This is a genomic window from Jeotgalibacillus sp. S-D1 (assembly GCF_004358665.1).
Lineage (GTDB): Bacteria > Bacillota > Bacilli > Bacillales > Jeotgalibacillaceae > Jeotgalibacillus.
The window spans coordinates 146,743-163,591 of sequence record NZ_SMZR01000001.1 but is presented as its reverse complement, the minus strand read 5'-3'; the positions used below and the strand labels follow the sequence as shown (position 1 = coordinate 163,591).

The window sequence follows — 16,849 nt, the reverse complement described above, 5'->3', positions numbered from 1 at the left end:
CCACTCGGCCACCGCGTCTTATGCTTGTCGCAGCTGAACGAGCGCCTTCCGCTTTTAAATTAAAAAAACGCATAAAAATAGCCCCTTGCAATATGCAGGGACGCTTTTATGCGCGGTACCACCCAGCTTAAGAGAGTTAATTTCTCTTCCACTTCATTTCATAACGGACATTCATCCGGTCTTCCACTTGGGCAGAAGACAGCTCAGAAAGTGTAATTCACAGATCCTTTGTAGCGGTTTGCAGCAACCACCGCTTCTCTAGATGAACAGGGAGGATCTCCTACTTATTCTCTTCAACGCTTTTTTATTTAAGTTTAAGTAACGTATTTTTATCATACAAAATCAGCTTTTGTCAAGCAGGTTTCGATAAATTATGGAGAAATTCTCCTGTATTTCACCTTCAAAATGCGCACAATATGTTATAATTAAAAGGATGTTTCAAGGAGGATGATAACTGTTGACAGATCGTAAACTGTACATGAAAGAGCGTCTGGCTTCTATAAAAGCAGCGTTTATTAAAGCGAAAACTGCCCTTATAAAACGCGGTGCACCAAAAAAACTCCGTTTATCGTACCATGTGGTATGGAATATATTTTTACTTGTTGTCATATTCGCGGTAATTGGAGCGGCATTTGCAGGCGGTGTAGGAGCCGGATATTTTGCGTCTCTTGTTAAGGACGAGGAAGTCCTGTCATATGAAGATTTAGAAACAAATATTTACGATTACACAGAAACGTCTGACATATATTTTGCCAATGATGTTTATTTAGGTAAGCTCCGCACGGACCTGGAACGTGAAGAAATTGCGCTGAAAGATGTTTCCCCTTTATTGACCGATGCAGTAATTGCCACGGAAGATGAATATTTTATGGAGCATGACGGCGTCGTTCCAAAAGCGATTATGCGTGCTGTCTTTCAGGAAGTCACAAACTCAGCCAATCAAACCGGCGGAAGCACCCTCACTCAACAGCTGATAAAAAACCAAGTACTTACCAATGAAGTTTCTTTTGACCGTAAAGCAAAAGAAATTTTGCTTGCGCTGCGAGTGGAACGTTTTTTTGAAAAGGAACAAATTTTAGAAGCTTACTTAAATGTAGCTGATATGGGTCGAAATTCATCCGGCAGTAATATTGCCGGCGTTCAGACTGCAGCTCAGGGAATTTTCGGGGTGGATGCAAAAGATCTCAGCCTCCCTCAGGCCGCTTTTATAGCAGGATTGCCGCAAGCACCCTTTGGCTATACCCCGTTCACGAATAAAGGTGAACTAAAATCAGAGGAAGCGCTGCAGCCAGGTATTGAACGTAAAAAAGAAGTACTAAGCAGAATGCTCCGCGATGGCTCCATTACCCGCGAGCAGCATGATGAAGCAGTAAGTTATGATTTGACGCAGGATTTTATTGAACGGTCTTCAAGTGCCGCCGAGCAATATCCTTATGTAACCTATGAGCTGGAGCGCAGAGCAGTTGAGATATTAAAGTACTATCTTGCTGAACAGGCTGGTTACTCCAGGCAGCAAGTGGATGACAGTCAGACCATCGATAAAGAATATACCCTTCTGGCAGAGCGTGATATCCGCCAGAATGGATATGAAATTCATTCAACCATCGATAAAGAACTGTACGATGCAATGGAAAAAGTGAAAAATAATTTTGCAGGTTTTGATGGCAACAGAACCGTGGAAAGAACCAATCTTGAAACAGGAGAAGCGGTAAACGTCAGCATTCCTGAACAAGTCGGAAGCGTACTGATGGAAAATTCCACAGGCCGTATTTTAAGTTTTACAGGCGGAAGAGATTTTGAACAGGAACAATTAAATCACGCCACTCAATCCTACCGTTCAAGCGGATCAACAATTAAACCGCTTGCTGTTTATGCCCCTGCTATTGAATATGGATTAATTGGCGCGGGTAGCCCTTTAGCTGATGTTAAATTTAATTACAATGGCTGGCAGCCTGCAAACTTCGTAGTAGGACGGGAATACGGACTTATTCCGGCAAGGACAGCACTTGCTGCCTCCCATAATTTATCTGCCGCACGCCTGTATGGCAGAATGATTGAACAAGGGCATAATCCCGGGGAATTTTTAGAAAAAATTGATCCTAAAGGAATTAAAGATGAAGAATATTCCCGCAGAGCGTTTTCTCTAGGGGGCATGGATAAAGGAATTACAGTGGAAGAAAATGTCTCTGCCTATGCTGCAATTGGCAATATGGGTCAATATAATGAACCGTATATGATTGAAAAGATTGAAGATAGAGACGGCAACGTGATCTTTGAACACAAGGCTGAACCGATTGAGATGTTTTCTCCATCCACAGCCTATGTCACATTGGATATGATGAGAGATACGATGACCCCTATTGGTTCAGGCCGGACAGCACCAAGCCAGCTGAATTTCTCAACAGACTGGGCATCAAAATCAGGGACATCACAATTTGAGCACGATAACTGGTTTATCGGAACAAATCCTAATATCACATTTGGTATCTGGTTCGGTTACGACGAACCTTCCAGTCTTAATGACGGCAGCAGGAGAGCAATCAGTTTGTGGGCACAAATGATGAACCGGACAAATGAACTTCGTCCAGACCTGATCGATCCTTCAAATGCTTTCCCGCAGCCCGAAGGTGTCGTGAACCGGTCGTTCTGTACGTTTACTGGTCAGGCAGCAAATGACGCCTGCTCTAAGGCAGGGTTGGTATCAACAGATTTATTCACATCTGCTTATACTCCATCAGGTTCTGAAAATGGCTTGATTGTTACAAAATATGTAAGTAAAGATGGCAAGCGGTTTGTAGCGATGGATTCTACACCGGATGAATTTTCGTCAAATGGGGCTTTGTTAAGTCCGGATTATGCGAAACAAATGCTCTACCCTTATGGAGGCGATTCGTCCAAATTATTCCCTGAGGATAATTCGTTTTTCTCAAATCTTCTAGTTGCTGAAAACCGACTGGAGGACGACGGCAGCAACCCGGGCAGCGTTACAGCAAGTGTGTCAGACAGCAAGATCTCCTGGACACCTTCAGGCAGCAGCGATGTCGTCGGCTACAGAGTGTATTCGGGCGGCAATAAAGTGGCAGTAAGGAAACTTGATGAATCACTCTCTGCTTCACTTTCAGCTGGAACTTATCAAGTGGTTGCAGTTGATGTGGCAGGTAAAGAGTCTGCACGATCCAATGAAGTTCGAATCGGGGCAGCCCCTAAACCTAAGAAGGAAAATACACAAAATGAAGACAACAGTGATTCTTCATCTCCTGCCGCGGCCACACCGCCTGCATCTGGAAATAACAGCGGAAACGGCGGCAATGGAAACAATGAGGAAGACGAAGAAGAAGAAGTTGAAAGCGGTGGAAGTGACGAGTCATCACCTCCGGCCGATGAAGAGCCTGGTGAAGAAACACCTGACGATCCACCTGAAGACGAAACCCCTCCTTCCGATGATCCGCCGGAAGATGAGGAGCCGCCTGCAGACGGTGACAATGGCTAAAACAAATAAAATTGAGCGATTCCATTTCCGGAATCGTTCAATTTTTTGCCAAAATTAATGAGGCCGTGATGTTCGGCCTCATAATAAAATAATCATTAATCTTCCATGGTAGACAGATCACCAGTTGGAAGATCGAGTTCCCATGCTTTAAGTACACGTCGCATAATTTTTCCGCTTCTGGTCTTTGGAAGCTTATCTTTAAAGTCAATTTCACGAGGGGCTGCATGTGCAGCAAGTCCTTTTTTAACATGCTGTCGTATTTCTTCTTTTAATTCCTCTGTCGGTTCATAGCCTTCACGCAGCGCAATAAATGCTTTGATGATTTCTCCCCTTACTGGATCAGGCTTTCCAATAACGCCCGCTTCTGCTACTGCCGGGTGCTCTACAAGCTTACTTTCCACTTCAAATGGACCTACTCTTTCTCCTGAAGTCATGATGACATCATCAATTCTTCCCTGGAACCAATAGTATCCATCTTCATCCTTATAAGCAGAATCACCCGATACATACCAGCCATTTGGCATAAAATAGGATTCATATTTTTGCTCATTATTCCAGATCGTATTCATCATAGATGGCCAGCCCTTTTTAAGCGCAAGATTTCCCATTCGGTTAGCAGGCAGTTCATTGCCCTGGTCATCTACTATTGCTGCTTCAACTCCCGGAAAAGGTTTGCCCATCGACCCTGGACGAATATCAAGAGCAGGATAATTGCAAATCATTTGACCGCCTGTTTCCGTCATCCACCAGGTATCATGAATTCGGTGCTGAAATACTTTCATTCCCCATCGTATTACCTCAGGGTTTAATGGTTCTCCTACACTTAAAACATGTCGCAGGTTGGATAAGTCAAACTTCTTTACAAGCTCATCGCCGGCTCCCATCAGCATACGGAATGCTGTCGGTGCACTGTACCAGACCGTTACTTCATAATCCTCCAGTGTTTGATACCAGGCTTCCGGACTAAAACGTCCTCCTACAATCACTGAGGTCGTGCCAGTAAGCCATGGACCAAAAATGCCATAAGATGTCCCTGTAACCCACCCAGGATCCGCTGTACACCAATACACATCATCCTCACGCAGGTCCAGAACCCATTTAGACGTCTGGTAGTGCTGCAGCATGGCTTCCTGCACATGTAAAACCCCTTTAGGTTTGCCGGTTGAGCCTGAAGTATAATGCAGGATCAAACCATCATCACGCTCAAGCCATTCAATTGAAAAAGTTCTGTCAGCTTCCTTGAAATGCTTCATAAAGTCGATTTGCTTGCCGCTTTCTTTCACTTCATCCCCGATGATAAATACATGCTTCAAATGCGGCAGTTCATCAACCGGCACCCGTTCAAGCAGTTCCGGGGTGGTAATAATCGCTTTGGCTTCACTGTCTTCAAGGCGGTCTCTCACAGCCCCTTCCATAAATGCTTCAAACAGCGGCCCCACGATAGCGCCTGCTTTAAGTGCTCCAAGCAGTGCAAAATATAGTTCCGGTGAACGCGGCATAAAGATAAAAACACGGTCACCCTTTTCAATATCACCCTGGCTTTTCAGTACATTTGCTGCTTTATTTGTCATTTCCTTCATTTCCCGGAATGTGTATTTTTCATTCCGAGTCGCATCACGGTAGTAAAGTGCTACTTTGTTTTTTTTATCGGATTCTGCATGACGGTCAATTGCCTCATACGCCATATTGATTTTTCCAGTTTGGTGCCAGGAAAAATTTTTCTCTGCTTCTTTCCAGTCAAATGAAGATACTGCTTCTTCATAGCTGTCTAGATTATACTTTCCCTTTACCGATGGTAACGCTTCCAATTTCATAAAATCGTCCCCCTATGTAAGAAATGTCCACTTTAGTATAGTACAAATCTACAATTATCTCAATTTTTAAAAATTATGTTAGAAAAGCTTGCACTAATTAAAGGAAACGTACTTTATAGTTGAAAGCGCTTTAATTATTGAGTTATGCTGTATACTAGGACAATCAATGAAATGTAGGTGATCCATTTTATGGAACATGTTAAATTGTATAATGCTAAAGAATTAAAAACAATAAAGGGTTCTATCGTCATTGAAGGACCTGTCTCTGCGAACCAGCTGTCTACTCTTGATTTTCACGAAGATCTTATTGCGTTCCGTCCAGGTCCACAGCAGCACAAAGCGCTGATTGAAATTGCCGGACTCCCTGAAGGAAGGATTATTATTGCCCGTGAACACAACACTATAGTAGGGTATGTCACCTATCTTTACCCTGATCCTCTTGAACGCTGGTCTCAGGGTAATATGGAAAATTTGATTGAACTCGGTGCAATTGAAGTGATACCTAAATTCCGGGGAGCTTCTGTCGGCAAAAATCTTTTACGGGTGTCAATGATGGATGATGCAATGGAAGACTATATTATTATTACCACTGAATACTACTGGCACTGGGATCTTAAAGGAACCGGTCTGAATGTATGGGAGTATCGAAAAATCATGGAAAAAATGATGAATGCCGGCGGTTTGGAATACTATGCAACAGACGATCCTGAAATTAGTTCTCATCCGGCAAACTGCTTAATGGCACGGATTGGTAAAAGGATAAAACCTGAATCGATACAGCAATTTGATCAGCTTCGATTTATGAATCGATTTATGTATTAATATTTGCAGGGAGGCATCAATAATGATCATTGAAGAAATGATGGTTACGGAGGTTGCGACATTATTGCCGGATTCAACGGTTGCTGAGGCCATTGAATTAATGACCGAAAAAAGAATCAGGCATCTTCCGATTGTGGATGTAACAAATAAAGTGGTAGGAATTTTAACTGACAGGGATGTGAAGGAGTTTTCCCCCTCTCCCTTCCAGGCTGACCATAAAGATGATCTTTTTCAAACCAAGCTGCTGGATGTCATGACCACCCCGGTTATAACTGGCCACCCCCTTGATTTTGTTGAAGAAGTAGCCGTCCTATTCATGGAAGAACATATTGGCTGCCTTCCCATCGTCAGCGAAGACAAGTTAGTCGGAATGATTACAGAAACAGATTTATTACATACACTCATTCAGCTGACGGGAGCAAAGCAGCCCGGGTCTCAAATAGAAGTGAAAGTGCCAAATAGGGCAGGTATGTTATTTGAGGTGGCTGGTATTATACGAAAAAATCATTCCAATATACACAGCGTACTTGTTTATCCATTTAAGAAAGATGAGAGATTTAAAATATTGGTATTTCGCGTACAAACAATGAATCCAATGTCTGTCATTGAAGATTTACGCGAGGAAGGGCATGATGTACTATGGCCAAATCTGCCGACCAGTCCACTGTAAATCAGGAGGCTGTGTTTATTTATTCGGAGGATCTATTAAACTACCGTTTTTCTGAAGAGCATCCTTTTAATCAAAAAAGGCTTCAGCTGACACTTGACTTGCTTAAAAAATCCAATGCTATAACAGATGATCAGATTGCAGCACCCCGATTGGCAACTGATGAAGAGCTCCAGCTGGTGCATGATCCTGCCTATATCAAAGCAGTTAAACTTGCGAGCACCGGTAATCTTTCAAAAGATAAAGCGGAAAGCTACGGTTTAGGGACAGAAGATACACCCATTTTCACCGGCATGCATGATGCCAGTGCCAGACTCGTTGGAGGAACCCTGGAAGCAGTAGACTGGGTGATGTCCGGCAAAGTGAAGCACGCGATGAATTTGGGCGGCGGACTTCACCATGGTTTCAGAGGAAAAGCATCTGGCTTTTGTGTTTATAATGACAGCTCAGTAGCCATTAAGTACATGCAGGAAAAGTACAAAGCTAAGGTGCTTTATGTAGACACTGACGCCCATCATGGAGACGGAGTTCAATGGTCATTTTATGATGATCCGAATGTTTGCACGCTGTCTCTTCATGAAACAGGCCGGTACCTCTTTCCGGGTACTGGTGCTGTTAACGAACGGGGTCAGGGAAAAGGTTACGGGTATTCATTTAACATTCCGCTTGACGCCTTTACGGAAGATGAATCTTTTCTTGCGTCCTATGAACAATCATTTCGGGAAGTTATAGAGTTTTTTAAACCGGATGTTATTTTAACGCAAAATGGAGCAGATGCGCACTGTCTGGATCCCCTAACCCATCTGTCATCAACCATGAAAATTTATCAAAAAATTCCTGAAATTGCGCATGAACTGGCTCATACCTATTGTGAAGGCCGCTGGGTTGCTGTAGGTGGGGGCGGCTATGATATTTGGCGGGTGGTGCCGCGTGCCTGGGCAAAAGTTTGGATGGAGATGACGGGATTTACTCCTGATTCTGGCGATCTTCCTGAAGGATGGCTAACCCGGTGGCAGCCGGAATCACCTGTTCCACTCATTAAAACATGGCAGGATCCCGATAATATTTATGAAGCAATACCGCGTAAAAAAGAGATTACCGAAAAAAATAAATTAACCGTTGATAAAGCACTTTATACAATCCGATCAAACAAAAAAAAGTAGAGCAATGAGTGCTCTACTTTTTTGTTTTATTAGTTTTTAGTGGATTGTCTCTCTTCAATGCGGTGAGGCAATTCAACTGTATGGTTGTCAATGGATTCCTTATTCATTAATTTCGTTAGCAAACGCATGGCTACAGCCCCAATATCATAGAGCGGCTGTACCACTGCAGTCAACTGAGGACGCACCATAAGGGCTAATTTTGTGCTGTCAAACGAAATAACCTCTACATCATCAGGAATTGTTAATCCCTGATCCTGAGCTCCATGTACTACTCCCAGCGCCATTTCATCATTACCTACAAAAACAGCTGTAGGCTTCGCTGACAATTCCTGAAGACGGGACCATGCTTCAAGTCCGCTGTCATACGTGTAATCGCCTTCAACAATAAGCTCCTCCGAATACTCAATTCCACCCTTTTGAAGAGCTTCCCGATATCCTTCAAGCTTCAAGGCGCGGTTAATAGTATCGTGGAATGGACCGCTCACAAAGGCAATTCTCTTATGGCCCTTTTCAATCAGACGGCTGACCGCATCAAATGAAGCCTGATGATAGTCGATATTAACTGATGGAGTCTGGTTAGTAGCTTCCACAGATCCTGCAATAACAATCGGTACAGGAGATCGCTTAAACTCATTCACATGCTCTTCAGTAATATTACCGCCCATAAATACAATGCCATCCACCTGCTTGCCAAGCATTGTATTCAATAAATGCAATTCTTTTTCTTCATTCTGATCGGAATTACTTAGGATAATATTGTACTTATACATCGTCGCAATATCTTCAATTCCCCTTGCAAGCTCAGCAAAAAATATGTTTGAGATATCAGGAATAATAACTCCGACAGTGGTAGTCTTTTTGCTTGCCAGTCCGCGCGCAACAGCGTTAGGACGATATCCTAAACGATCAATTACTTCCAGCACTTTCTTTCTTGTAGCAGGCTTTACATTGGGGTTTCCATTCACTACGCGTGAAACGGTTGCCATTGAAACATTGGCCTCTCTTGCTACATCATAAATCGTAATATTCATTATTAGCGCTCCTTTGGTCATTCTCATTTTCATTTATTTTCATTTTACACGATAAACCCTTGAAAACAGAAGGATTTAGCTGTAATTATTTAAGATTGCTCACTTATTTACATAATCATACGCTACTGATGCAACGCTTTCAAACAATAGTCGGAATTTCAATCATTTTTGTTCGAGATAAAATAATTAAGTAGTGAAAGTACATCTTTGTTGAAAATAAAAAAGTTCTCCAATCTGCTGAGAATAACAGATTGAAGAACTTATCATAACATATTTATTTATTTTGCGTGAACTCCCAAGAATGTTTGCACCGCATCCCAGAAATCATTGAACTGGTCAAAGTTCATTTGCTGAGCAGAATCTGATAATGCTACAGCAGGATCCGGATGCACTTCAGCCATTACGCCGTCTGCACCAATTGCAAGAGCAGCTTTTGCTGTTGGAAGCAGCAGATCTCTTCTTCCTGTTGAATGGGTTACATCAACAAAAACAGGCAAATGTGTTTCTTGCTTTAAGATCGGAACAGCTGAGATATCCAATGTGTTTCTTGTTGCTTTTTCATATGTTCTTATTCCCCGCTCACACAGGATAATCTGATCATTTCCTTGAGCCATTATATATTCAGCTGCATTAATGAATTCATCAATCGTAGCAGCTAATCCTCGTTTTAATAGAACTGGCTTATTTGCAGACCCTGCAGCTTTTAAAAGCTCAAAGTTTTGCATATTACGAGCCCCAATTTGAATTACATCAATGTAGTCCACTGCTTCTTCAATATGAGCCGGGTTAACAATTTCACTGATAACCGCAAGATCATATTCGTCAGCAACACGTTTTAAAATTTGAAGACCTTCAAGTCCTAAGCCTTGGAAATCATATGGAGAGGTTCTAGGCTTGTATGCACCCCCGCGAAGTAATTTAAGGCCTTTTGCCTGAACTTGCTGTGCAACAGCTGCAACCTGCTCATAAGATTCCACAGCACATGGTCCGAAAATGAATTGTGGCTTGCCATTCCCAATGGTTTCACCTTTTAGATTGACAATTGTATCTTCCGATTTTTTCTTTCGGGATACAAGAAGCTCTTTACGGTGATCATCTGCCTGTAATTCAAGCCCTGCTTTAAAAATCTCTTTAAAGATATGCTCAATCGTGGAATTGAGAAATGGTCCTTTATTATTTTCCTTTAACAGATCCAGCATTGCTCGTTCACGAACTGGTTCGAAACGATTTACACCTTGCTTTTCTTTTACTCGGCCAATCTCCTGAACTAATTCTGCACGCTGATTAATTACTTCAAGCAGCTGTAAGTTCATCTCGTCTACTTTGTGTCGAAGTTGATCCAATTCCACATTGCTCATACAAAACATTCCTTTCTTTTAAAAAATCAAATTGATCCATAAAATGATCAGTTAATCCCCCGGTATATGTTTAGCTGTTTATCCGGGTGAAGGATTTAACGATCACCTTATCAATTGTTCCTTATTATAATCGAACAATCCGAGAATGTCACGAAAAACTTTATTTATTAAACGCTTTTAAGCGTTAAAGCAAGTTAGTAAAAATATAATTTAGCGGGCAATCCCTGCTATAAAGAGGTTTTTAATAAAAATTTATTCTTGTTTATTTAGAATAACAAGTGTATTTGCATTTGAATTTATCTTAATCCAGCAAATTAATAGATAAAATAAGTCAAAAGTCTCCCTTTATCAAAGACTCAGGTTTACGGTTCAGCCCTAAAAGCTAAACATTTCCGAGGAAATAATTCAAGCTGAGACTCTTATCTCCTGATTAATAAAAAGGAATAAAGACTTAGACAATATTCATCAAAATATTTAGCACAAAAGTCGTATCTGAGAGAAATATAGAAGAAAAATAGAAAATCTGATGAATTATAGAAAGTATCGTGGTCTGTTGTAAACCGGTAAAGAAGCCAACACAAAAGAAAAAACTCTGGATTTTAAGCCAGAGTTTTTGATTGAGCTTTAGTTTTTTACCTGGTCCTTCAATGAATTTGCTTTTATTTTATTATGAGAAGCATTCCATACAGGCTCACCATTTTTAAAATAAATTGCTTGTGGAGATTCATGGCGGATACCAAAGGTTTGAGCGATATGATTCGAAAGCTCTCTGGACTCCTGAACAGCTAAATAATAAACATCTGCGTCTGCTTCATGATCGAATTTCTTATATTCGTCATAAGCTGCTGCGCTGATTGGGCAGGTAAGGCTGTGCTTCATAAAGAAAAATGAGTTTTTATCCTTAATAAGCTGATCAAATTCATTTATTTGTTCAATCTTTTTCATTAAGATTTCTCCTTTCAGATATCAAATGCAATTCGAAGAAAAAACGATGAAGAAAATCTTCATCGTTCTTTCAGACAGTCCTTAAAGTTTTTTATCAGACGAACCAATTGGATCAGTTGAAGTATTCGGTGTCAACGGATCAACAGGTGTAACTGATGGAGCCGGATTTTGGTTAGACTCATTTGAAAACTTTGTAAGATCCGAGTTGATATTATCTGAACTCTCTTCACTCGATTCTGAAGAATTTCCTTTTAACGATTTTACCTTCTCTACAATTGCATTTGACTGCGACTGTACAGTTTGCGTTATTCCTGCTGATTTTTCTTTAGCAGTAGCAGCCAGTTCATTTCCCTTTGTTACTGCCTGGTCTTTCCACTCAGATGAGCGCTCTTTTAAAAGATTTGTTTGAGTATTAAGGTCCTGACGCAATTCTGTACCTGATTTAGGAGCCAGGAAAAGCGCTGTAGCCGCTCCAATTGCTCCGCCAATTAATGCGCCTACAACAAAATCTTTGGAATTTGTTTCTTTTTCTTCTTTGTGAGCTGTTGGTTTTTCGAATTGTGTCATCTTAATTCCTCCTTGTTATAATGCAATCTGAACTTAAATTAAGGTCTTTGTTGATCCACTGGCGGCAAAGCCCGCTGCGGTTCTGGATAATCTGTAGAATAGTTTGTTTCCTTTGGTTTTTTTGTTTTCCACTTGTTACGAATTTCCATTGCTACATTGCTCCATTGAACAACCTGTGCAATCTTGTCTTCGTTATTTTCTACAGAGCGGCTAACAGAATGAGTGATTTTCCCAATGGAATTATTGAGTTGCTGAACGTTGGTTCCAACTCCCTTTACAGCATCCACAACAGAATTTAATTTAAGCGACTTGTCCTGTATATCCTCTGCAAGACCGTTCGTTTTATGTAATAAATCTGCTGTTTCCCTCGTAACTCCGTCAAGCTGGCTCTCCAGCCCGCCTACTGTGCCGGCAATGTTATCAAGCGTTTTCTTCATTGCGAATAATGTAACCGCAAGACTGATACATAAGATTAAGAATCCAACAGCTGCAAGTGCAGCACTAATGTAAAGTAGAATTTCCATTTAAACATCTCCTCTCTTTCATATTTGTTTTACCCTAGCTTATTATCTACTAAACGTAGTGCTTTATGTTAATTTCTGTTTATGTTTATCGAAATCCTTCTTATTATTACAATATTTTTCTAAAATTAAGGCTTTGTTAACATTTGGTGTTGATTTCAGCTGAATTAAAAAAAAGAGCTGCCATTTCCCGGCAGCTCCTTGCTTATTAACTTTTAGCTAATAGCCAATGTTCATAAGACTCCTGAAATTTTTGTATATCTCCCGCTCCCATAAAAATTAATACGGCATCGGAATGACGTGAAAGCCGGGATGGATCTTCGGCACTTAACAGGGTGGCATCCTCAATTTTCTTTTGAAGGTCCTGTATCGTCAGTTTTCCGTGATTTTCACGGGCTGAGCCAAAAATATCACATAGATAAACATGATCTGCTTTTTTCAGGCAGTCAGCAAATTCATCTAAAAATGTTTGTGTTCTGGTGAAGGTATGAGGCTGAAAAATTGCCACAATCTCACGGTCAGGGTATTTTTTTGAAGCTGAATCAAGCGTTGCTCTGATTTCAGTTGGATGATGTGCGTAATCATCTATTAACACCTGGTTTTGTACCTTTTTTTCGGTAAAGCGTCTTTTAACACCAGTAAAAGTTTTTAATTGAGCCTGGACAACTTCGGTATCAAATCCTTCATAGTGGCAAAGCGCAATAACTGATAAAGCATTCATAATCGTGTGGTCTCCAAACATTGGAATGGAGAACGAGCCGTAATATTCATTGCGTACCAGGACGTCAAAAGACGTGCCTTCAGGAGAAGTCTCAATATTACGAGCCTGGAAATCATTTTCTTCATTAAATCCATAAAACAGCACAGGTACATTTGCCTGCATTTTTTGAAGCTGTTCATCATCCCCACAGGCAATAATGGCTTTATTTACTTGCATGGCCATTTCCTGAAAAGCTGAGAATACATCATCCACATCTGCAAAATAATCAGGATGATCAAAATCTATATTGGTCATGATCATATAGTCCGGTGAATAAGAAAGGAAATGGCGTCTGTATTCACAAGCTTCGAATACAAAATATTTGCTGTCTTCCATCCCTTTACCCGTACCGTCTCCGATTAAGAATGAAGTTGGTGCCCCACCCTGCATAACATGGGACAGCAAACCGGTTGTAGAAGTTTTGCCATGGGCACCGGAAACCCCAATCGAAATATAGTTTTTCATAAAGTCCCCAAGATATTTGTGATAACGGATAACTTCAAGACCTTGATTTTTTGCTTCTGCAATCTCTTCATGTTCATCGGGATAAGCATTTCCTGCAATAACCGTCATCCCTGGCTTAATATTGTTTTTGTCAAATGGCAGCACTGAAATGCCTCTTTGCTCAAGAGGGGCTTGAGTAAAAAAGTATTTTTCTATGTCAGAGCCCTGAACATGATAATTCATATCATGTAAAATTTGAGCTAGAGGACTCATTCCTGAGCCTTTTATTCCTACAAAATGATAACTTGTCATAATTGAACCTCCAACGACCCTCTGCCTGTTTCCAGTATATGAAAAGCAGAAGATGGTGTGTAATCATATTCTTAAAAACGCATATTTTTTTATTATACCACGATTTTTCATTTCAACAAACCAGGGCCCTATAATCACCGTGCAGATGGTCTACTTACTGGCTAGTCCCCGTGTCCTGCAGGGTCTGCAAATCCTCACTTGTCATCAGTACATCTCTCGGCTTGCTGCCTTTAGCCTCTGAGATCCAGCCCTGCTTTTCCATTAAATCGATCAGCCTTGCAGCCCTGTTATAGCCGATTCTGAATTGGCGCTGCAGCATAGAGGTGGATGCTCCTCCCTGATTCACTACCAATTGACATGCATCCATTAATAATTCGTCTTCCTCGTCCTGTACCTCTACTTTAGCTAATAATTCTTCCTGATGGAAAAGATAATTAACTTCTCTTTCCCTGCGTACATGCGCAACAACTGCATCTATTTCATCATCCGATACGAATGTTCCCTGAAGACGGACCGGTTTAGACGCTCCGTTACCTAAAAACAGCATATCTCCTTTGCCTAAAAGCCTGTCTGCACCAGACGTATCGATAATGGTCCGCGAATCAACCTGTGAACTCACGGAAAACGCTACCCGTGTAGGTACGTTGGCCTTAATTAGCCCCGTTATAACGTCTACAGACGGGCGTTGTGTTGCAATTAATAAATGAATTCCGCATGCTCTGGCTTTTTGAGCAATCCGGCATATTGCTTCCTCTACATCGGCTGGGGACATCATCATTAAGTCCGCCAATTCATCAATAACAATCACTAAATAAGGCAGCTTTTGATTAAATTGACGGGCTTCCTTCGCTTTTTGATTGTAGCGGCCAATATCCCTTACACCGGCATGGGCAAATAGCTGGTAACGTCTTTCCATTTCTTCAACCGCCCACTTAAGCGCTGCTGTAGCAGCTTTTACATCTGTTATGACCGGACTGACCAAATGGGGGATATGATTATAAGGCGCCAATTCTACCATTTTAGGATCAATCAGTAAAAGCCTCAGGTCTTCAGGTGATGAATGGTAAAGCAAACTGACCAATATGGAGTTAATACACACACTTTTCCCGGATCCTGTAGCACCTGCAATTAATCCGTGAGGCATTTTCCCGATATCGGTTACTACGGGCTGTCCCTCTATATCAAGGCCAAGTGCAATCGGAAGTGTAGCGGTCGATTCCTTAAACGCTTTGTGGTCCAAAATTTCTTTTAATGCAACCGGTCTGCTGGAAGGGTTTGGTATTTCTATGCCAATAGCCATTTTTCCCGGTATTGGGGCTTCCATTCGGATATCACGGGCAGCGAGACTTAATTTTATGTCATCCGTTAAACTGGTTATTTTACTTACCTTCACACCTTTTTCTGGAAACAATTCAAACCGTGTGACCGAAGGGCCTTGAGTCACATGTTTTACTTTTGCATTCACATTAAACGAAAACAGCGTTTCATCTAAAAGCTCTGCCTGTTGATCCAGCCATTCCTGGTCTACTTCAGCGTGTACAGGCGGCATAAGAAGGTTCATTGATGGAAACGCATAATAAGGCAGGCTGCTTTCGGTTTCTGTTGCTTCAAGAGCAGCTTTTGGAAGAACAACCGCTTCATCTGTTTCTTTTTTTTCTGATTCTGTGTCACTAATGTTGATTGGGTTTTTTTGCTCCCGTTGTGATGATGGTGCGGAACCATGGTCTCTGACACTTTGTACAGGTCTTGATCGATCTGACATTTTTCGTTTATCCTGCTTAAGCATCATCACATTAAATGGTAAATGACCAGCTTTCTTTTGTTTTTTTACAGGCTGGACAGGCTGTTTATTTTCTTTTACAGCCTCCGGCTCCTGAACCGATTCGTCTGAACTCTTATGATCATAAGTATGTGACGCCCCTTCAGTGCTGCTATTCTGATTAGACTTGTCCTCTTCGGCTTCAATATCTTTTTCCTCATTTAAAACAACAGGTTCTTCAAACGGTTTCAAGGTCATGTCCCCGTCGGTCAATCCGGTTTCCTCTGGATGTAAACCTTGACTGTCCACTCCGGATTCGATGTTCTTTTCGCTATCCGGCTCGATAGAATTGACTTCGATCTCTGAATTGTTTTGCTTGATAATGGGTGCATGGTTCTCTTTTTGTTTCTTTACCTTTTCATTATCTTCCTCATCATACGTACGTTTTTCTTCTGCTTTAGTTTCAGGTATTCGGTGTGAATGCTCTTTATAGTCTTCAGACCGTGATTTGTTATTGAGCACAACCGGTTTCCATTCAGGTGTTTTTTCTCTGAGCTGGGTTTGCTCTTTCAATTTCGCCTGCTTGGACCACTGGTCAAGATGGATAACTGACTCGCTTGATGAAGCCGTTTCTGCTTTTGCTCTTTCTTCACTTCTATTTTCACTTTCCTGCAAGCGATTTTCGGCTTCCTTATGGGCATCAGGGTTCTTATCGATTGACACACCAGGAGCTATTCCCTGCTTTTTAGATGCCGGCAGTTCAAACTCAATTTCTTGAGGTTTCTGCTGTTTAGCTTTTTTGGGATATCCATACAAAGGTGATGGAATCTCTGTCGGTGTGAATTTTTTTTCCGAATCCTTTTTCACCACTTTAGCCGGATCATATTGATAGTCATATTCAGTATTTCGATTCGAGAATTGCGGACGCTTGCCCGTCTTTTCTTTCTTATCTTGATTTTGACGTTCCTGTCGACCATCCGGGATCAGCGGAAAACGAAATGACCCTTTTGGGTACTGATACACCATTTTTGTGTCGATTTCCTTTTTAGCTGATTGAGGCAATTTTATTTTTTTTGGCGCAATTCTTTTTGTTGCAGCCTGATTTTCTTCCTGCTGCAATAATGCTAAAACTTTTTTAATCCAACTCATCTATATCACTCATTTCTTTAAGTTCCCCTTCATTCTATCAGTTTTTT

At 41.3% G+C, this 16,849-nt stretch carries 12 protein-coding genes and 1 other annotated feature; of the genes, 4 read left to right on the top strand and 8 right to left on the bottom strand.

The annotated features are described in order from the left end of the window. Positions 1–93 precede the first annotated feature (93 nt). Positions 94–306: a binding site (T-box leader), on the bottom strand. Between the two features lie 151 nt (positions 307–457). Further along, positions 458–3,490 (top strand): transglycosylase domain-containing protein, encoded by a 3,033-nt coding sequence (locus tag E2R51_RS00830; protein ID WP_133375126.1) that lies wholly within the window; start codon positions 458–460, stop codon positions 3,488–3,490. 95 nt (positions 3,491–3,585) lie between these two features. On the opposite strand, the gene acsA is transcribed toward E2R51_RS00830, so the two are convergent. After that, a complete protein-coding gene (gene acsA, locus E2R51_RS00825; RefSeq protein ID WP_133375124.1) occupies positions 3,586–5,304 on the bottom strand; it encodes an acetate--CoA ligase in 1,719 nt (572 codons plus the stop codon). A 189-nt stretch (positions 5,305–5,493) separates the two neighbouring features. Here acsA and E2R51_RS00820 point away from each other — a divergent pair, with 189 nt between their 5' ends. Genes E2R51_RS00820 through E2R51_RS00810 form a run of 3 tightly spaced genes read left to right on the top strand, consistent with a single transcriptional unit; the run spans position 5,494 to position 7,956 of the window. Then, on the top strand, positions 5,494–6,126 hold the full coding sequence (locus E2R51_RS00820; RefSeq protein ID WP_133375122.1) for a GNAT family N-acetyltransferase: 633 nt from the start codon (positions 5,494–5,496) through the stop codon (positions 6,124–6,126). A 22-nt stretch (positions 6,127–6,148) separates the two neighbouring features. Beyond that, the gene (locus E2R51_RS00815) at positions 6,149–6,796 is read left to right on the top strand and encodes an acetoin utilization AcuB family protein (protein WP_133375120.1); all 648 of its coding nucleotides are present in this window, start codon (positions 6,149–6,151) and stop codon (positions 6,794–6,796) included. Then, entirely contained in the window at positions 6,766–7,956 is a 1,191-nt protein-coding gene (locus E2R51_RS00810; protein WP_133375118.1) for an acetoin utilization protein AcuC, read from the top strand. The genes E2R51_RS00815 and E2R51_RS00810 overlap by 31 nt, the downstream gene beginning before the upstream one ends. A 29-nt stretch (positions 7,957–7,985) precedes the next feature. Here E2R51_RS00810 and ccpA read toward each other — a convergent pair whose 3' ends face one another. The 7 genes from ccpA to E2R51_RS00775 all read right to left on the bottom strand — a co-directional run bounded on the left by ccpA (position 7,986) and on the right by E2R51_RS00775 (position 16,802). Continuing rightward, positions 7,986–8,987, bottom strand: coding sequence for a catabolite control protein A (ccpA, locus tag E2R51_RS00805; protein ID WP_133375116.1), 1,002 nt, complete (start codon positions 8,985–8,987; stop codon positions 7,986–7,988). Between the two features lie 278 nt (positions 8,988–9,265). Beyond that, the gene (locus E2R51_RS00800; protein ID WP_133375114.1) at positions 9,266–10,345 is read right to left on the bottom strand and encodes a bifunctional 3-deoxy-7-phosphoheptulonate synthase/chorismate mutase; all 1,080 of its coding nucleotides are present in this window, start codon (positions 10,343–10,345) and stop codon (positions 9,266–9,268) included. 624 nt (positions 10,346–10,969) lie between these two features. Next, the gene (gene ytxJ / locus E2R51_RS00795; RefSeq protein ID WP_205703298.1) at positions 10,970–11,290 is read right to left on the bottom strand and encodes a bacillithiol system redox-active protein YtxJ; all 321 of its coding nucleotides are present in this window, start codon (positions 11,288–11,290) and stop codon (positions 10,970–10,972) included. An 81-nt stretch (positions 11,291–11,371) separates the two neighbouring features. Then, complete coding sequence (locus E2R51_RS00790; protein WP_133375109.1) at positions 11,372–11,857, bottom strand: YtxH domain-containing protein; 486 nt, start codon at positions 11,855–11,857, stop codon at positions 11,372–11,374. A 38-nt stretch (positions 11,858–11,895) separates the two neighbouring features. Then, a complete protein-coding gene (locus E2R51_RS00785) occupies positions 11,896–12,381 on the bottom strand; it encodes a DUF948 domain-containing protein (protein WP_133375107.1) in 486 nt (161 codons plus the stop codon). Between the two features lie 205 nt (positions 12,382–12,586). Further along, complete coding sequence (gene murC, locus E2R51_RS00780) at positions 12,587–13,894, bottom strand: UDP-N-acetylmuramate--L-alanine ligase (RefSeq protein ID WP_133375105.1); 1,308 nt, start codon at positions 13,892–13,894, stop codon at positions 12,587–12,589. Between the two features lie 154 nt (positions 13,895–14,048). Beyond that, a complete protein-coding gene (locus tag E2R51_RS00775; protein ID WP_133375103.1) occupies positions 14,049–16,802 on the bottom strand; it encodes a DNA translocase FtsK in 2,754 nt (917 codons plus the stop codon). Positions 16,803–16,849: the final 47 nt, after the last annotated feature.

Excerpts from the sequence above, each read along its gene's own strand:
- E2R51_RS00775 (WP_133375103.1), bottom strand. The coding sequence starts at position 16,802 with ATGAGTTGGATTAAAAAAGTTTTAGCATTATTGCAGCAGGAAGAAAAT.
- E2R51_RS00785 (WP_133375107.1), bottom strand. The coding sequence starts at position 12,381 with ATGGAAATTCTACTTTACATTAGTGCTGCACTTGCAGCTGTTGGATTC.
- E2R51_RS00790 (WP_133375109.1), bottom strand. The coding sequence starts at position 11,857 with ATGACACAATTCGAAAAACCAACAGCTCACAAAGAAGAAAAAGAAACA.
- murC (WP_133375105.1), bottom strand. The coding sequence starts at position 13,894 with ATGACAAGTTATCATTTTGTAGGAATAAAAGGCTCAGGAATGAGTCCT.
- E2R51_RS00820 (WP_133375122.1), top strand. The coding sequence starts at position 5,494 with ATGGAACATGTTAAATTGTATAATGCTAAAGAATTAAAAACAATAAAG.
- E2R51_RS00810 (WP_133375118.1), top strand. The coding sequence starts at position 6,766 with ATGGCCAAATCTGCCGACCAGTCCACTGTAAATCAGGAGGCTGTGTTT.
- acsA (WP_133375124.1), bottom strand. The coding sequence starts at position 5,304 with ATGAAATTGGAAGCGTTACCATCGGTAAAGGGAAAGTATAATCTAGAC.
- E2R51_RS00815 (WP_133375120.1), top strand. The coding sequence starts at position 6,149 with ATGATCATTGAAGAAATGATGGTTACGGAGGTTGCGACATTATTGCCG.
- E2R51_RS00800 (WP_133375114.1), bottom strand. The coding sequence starts at position 10,345 with ATGAGCAATGTGGAATTGGATCAACTTCGACACAAAGTAGACGAGATG.
- ytxJ (WP_205703298.1), bottom strand. The coding sequence starts at position 11,290 with ATGAAAAAGATTGAACAAATAAATGAATTTGATCAGCTTATTAAGGAT.
- ccpA (WP_133375116.1), bottom strand. The coding sequence starts at position 8,987 with ATGAATATTACGATTTATGATGTAGCAAGAGAGGCCAATGTTTCAATG.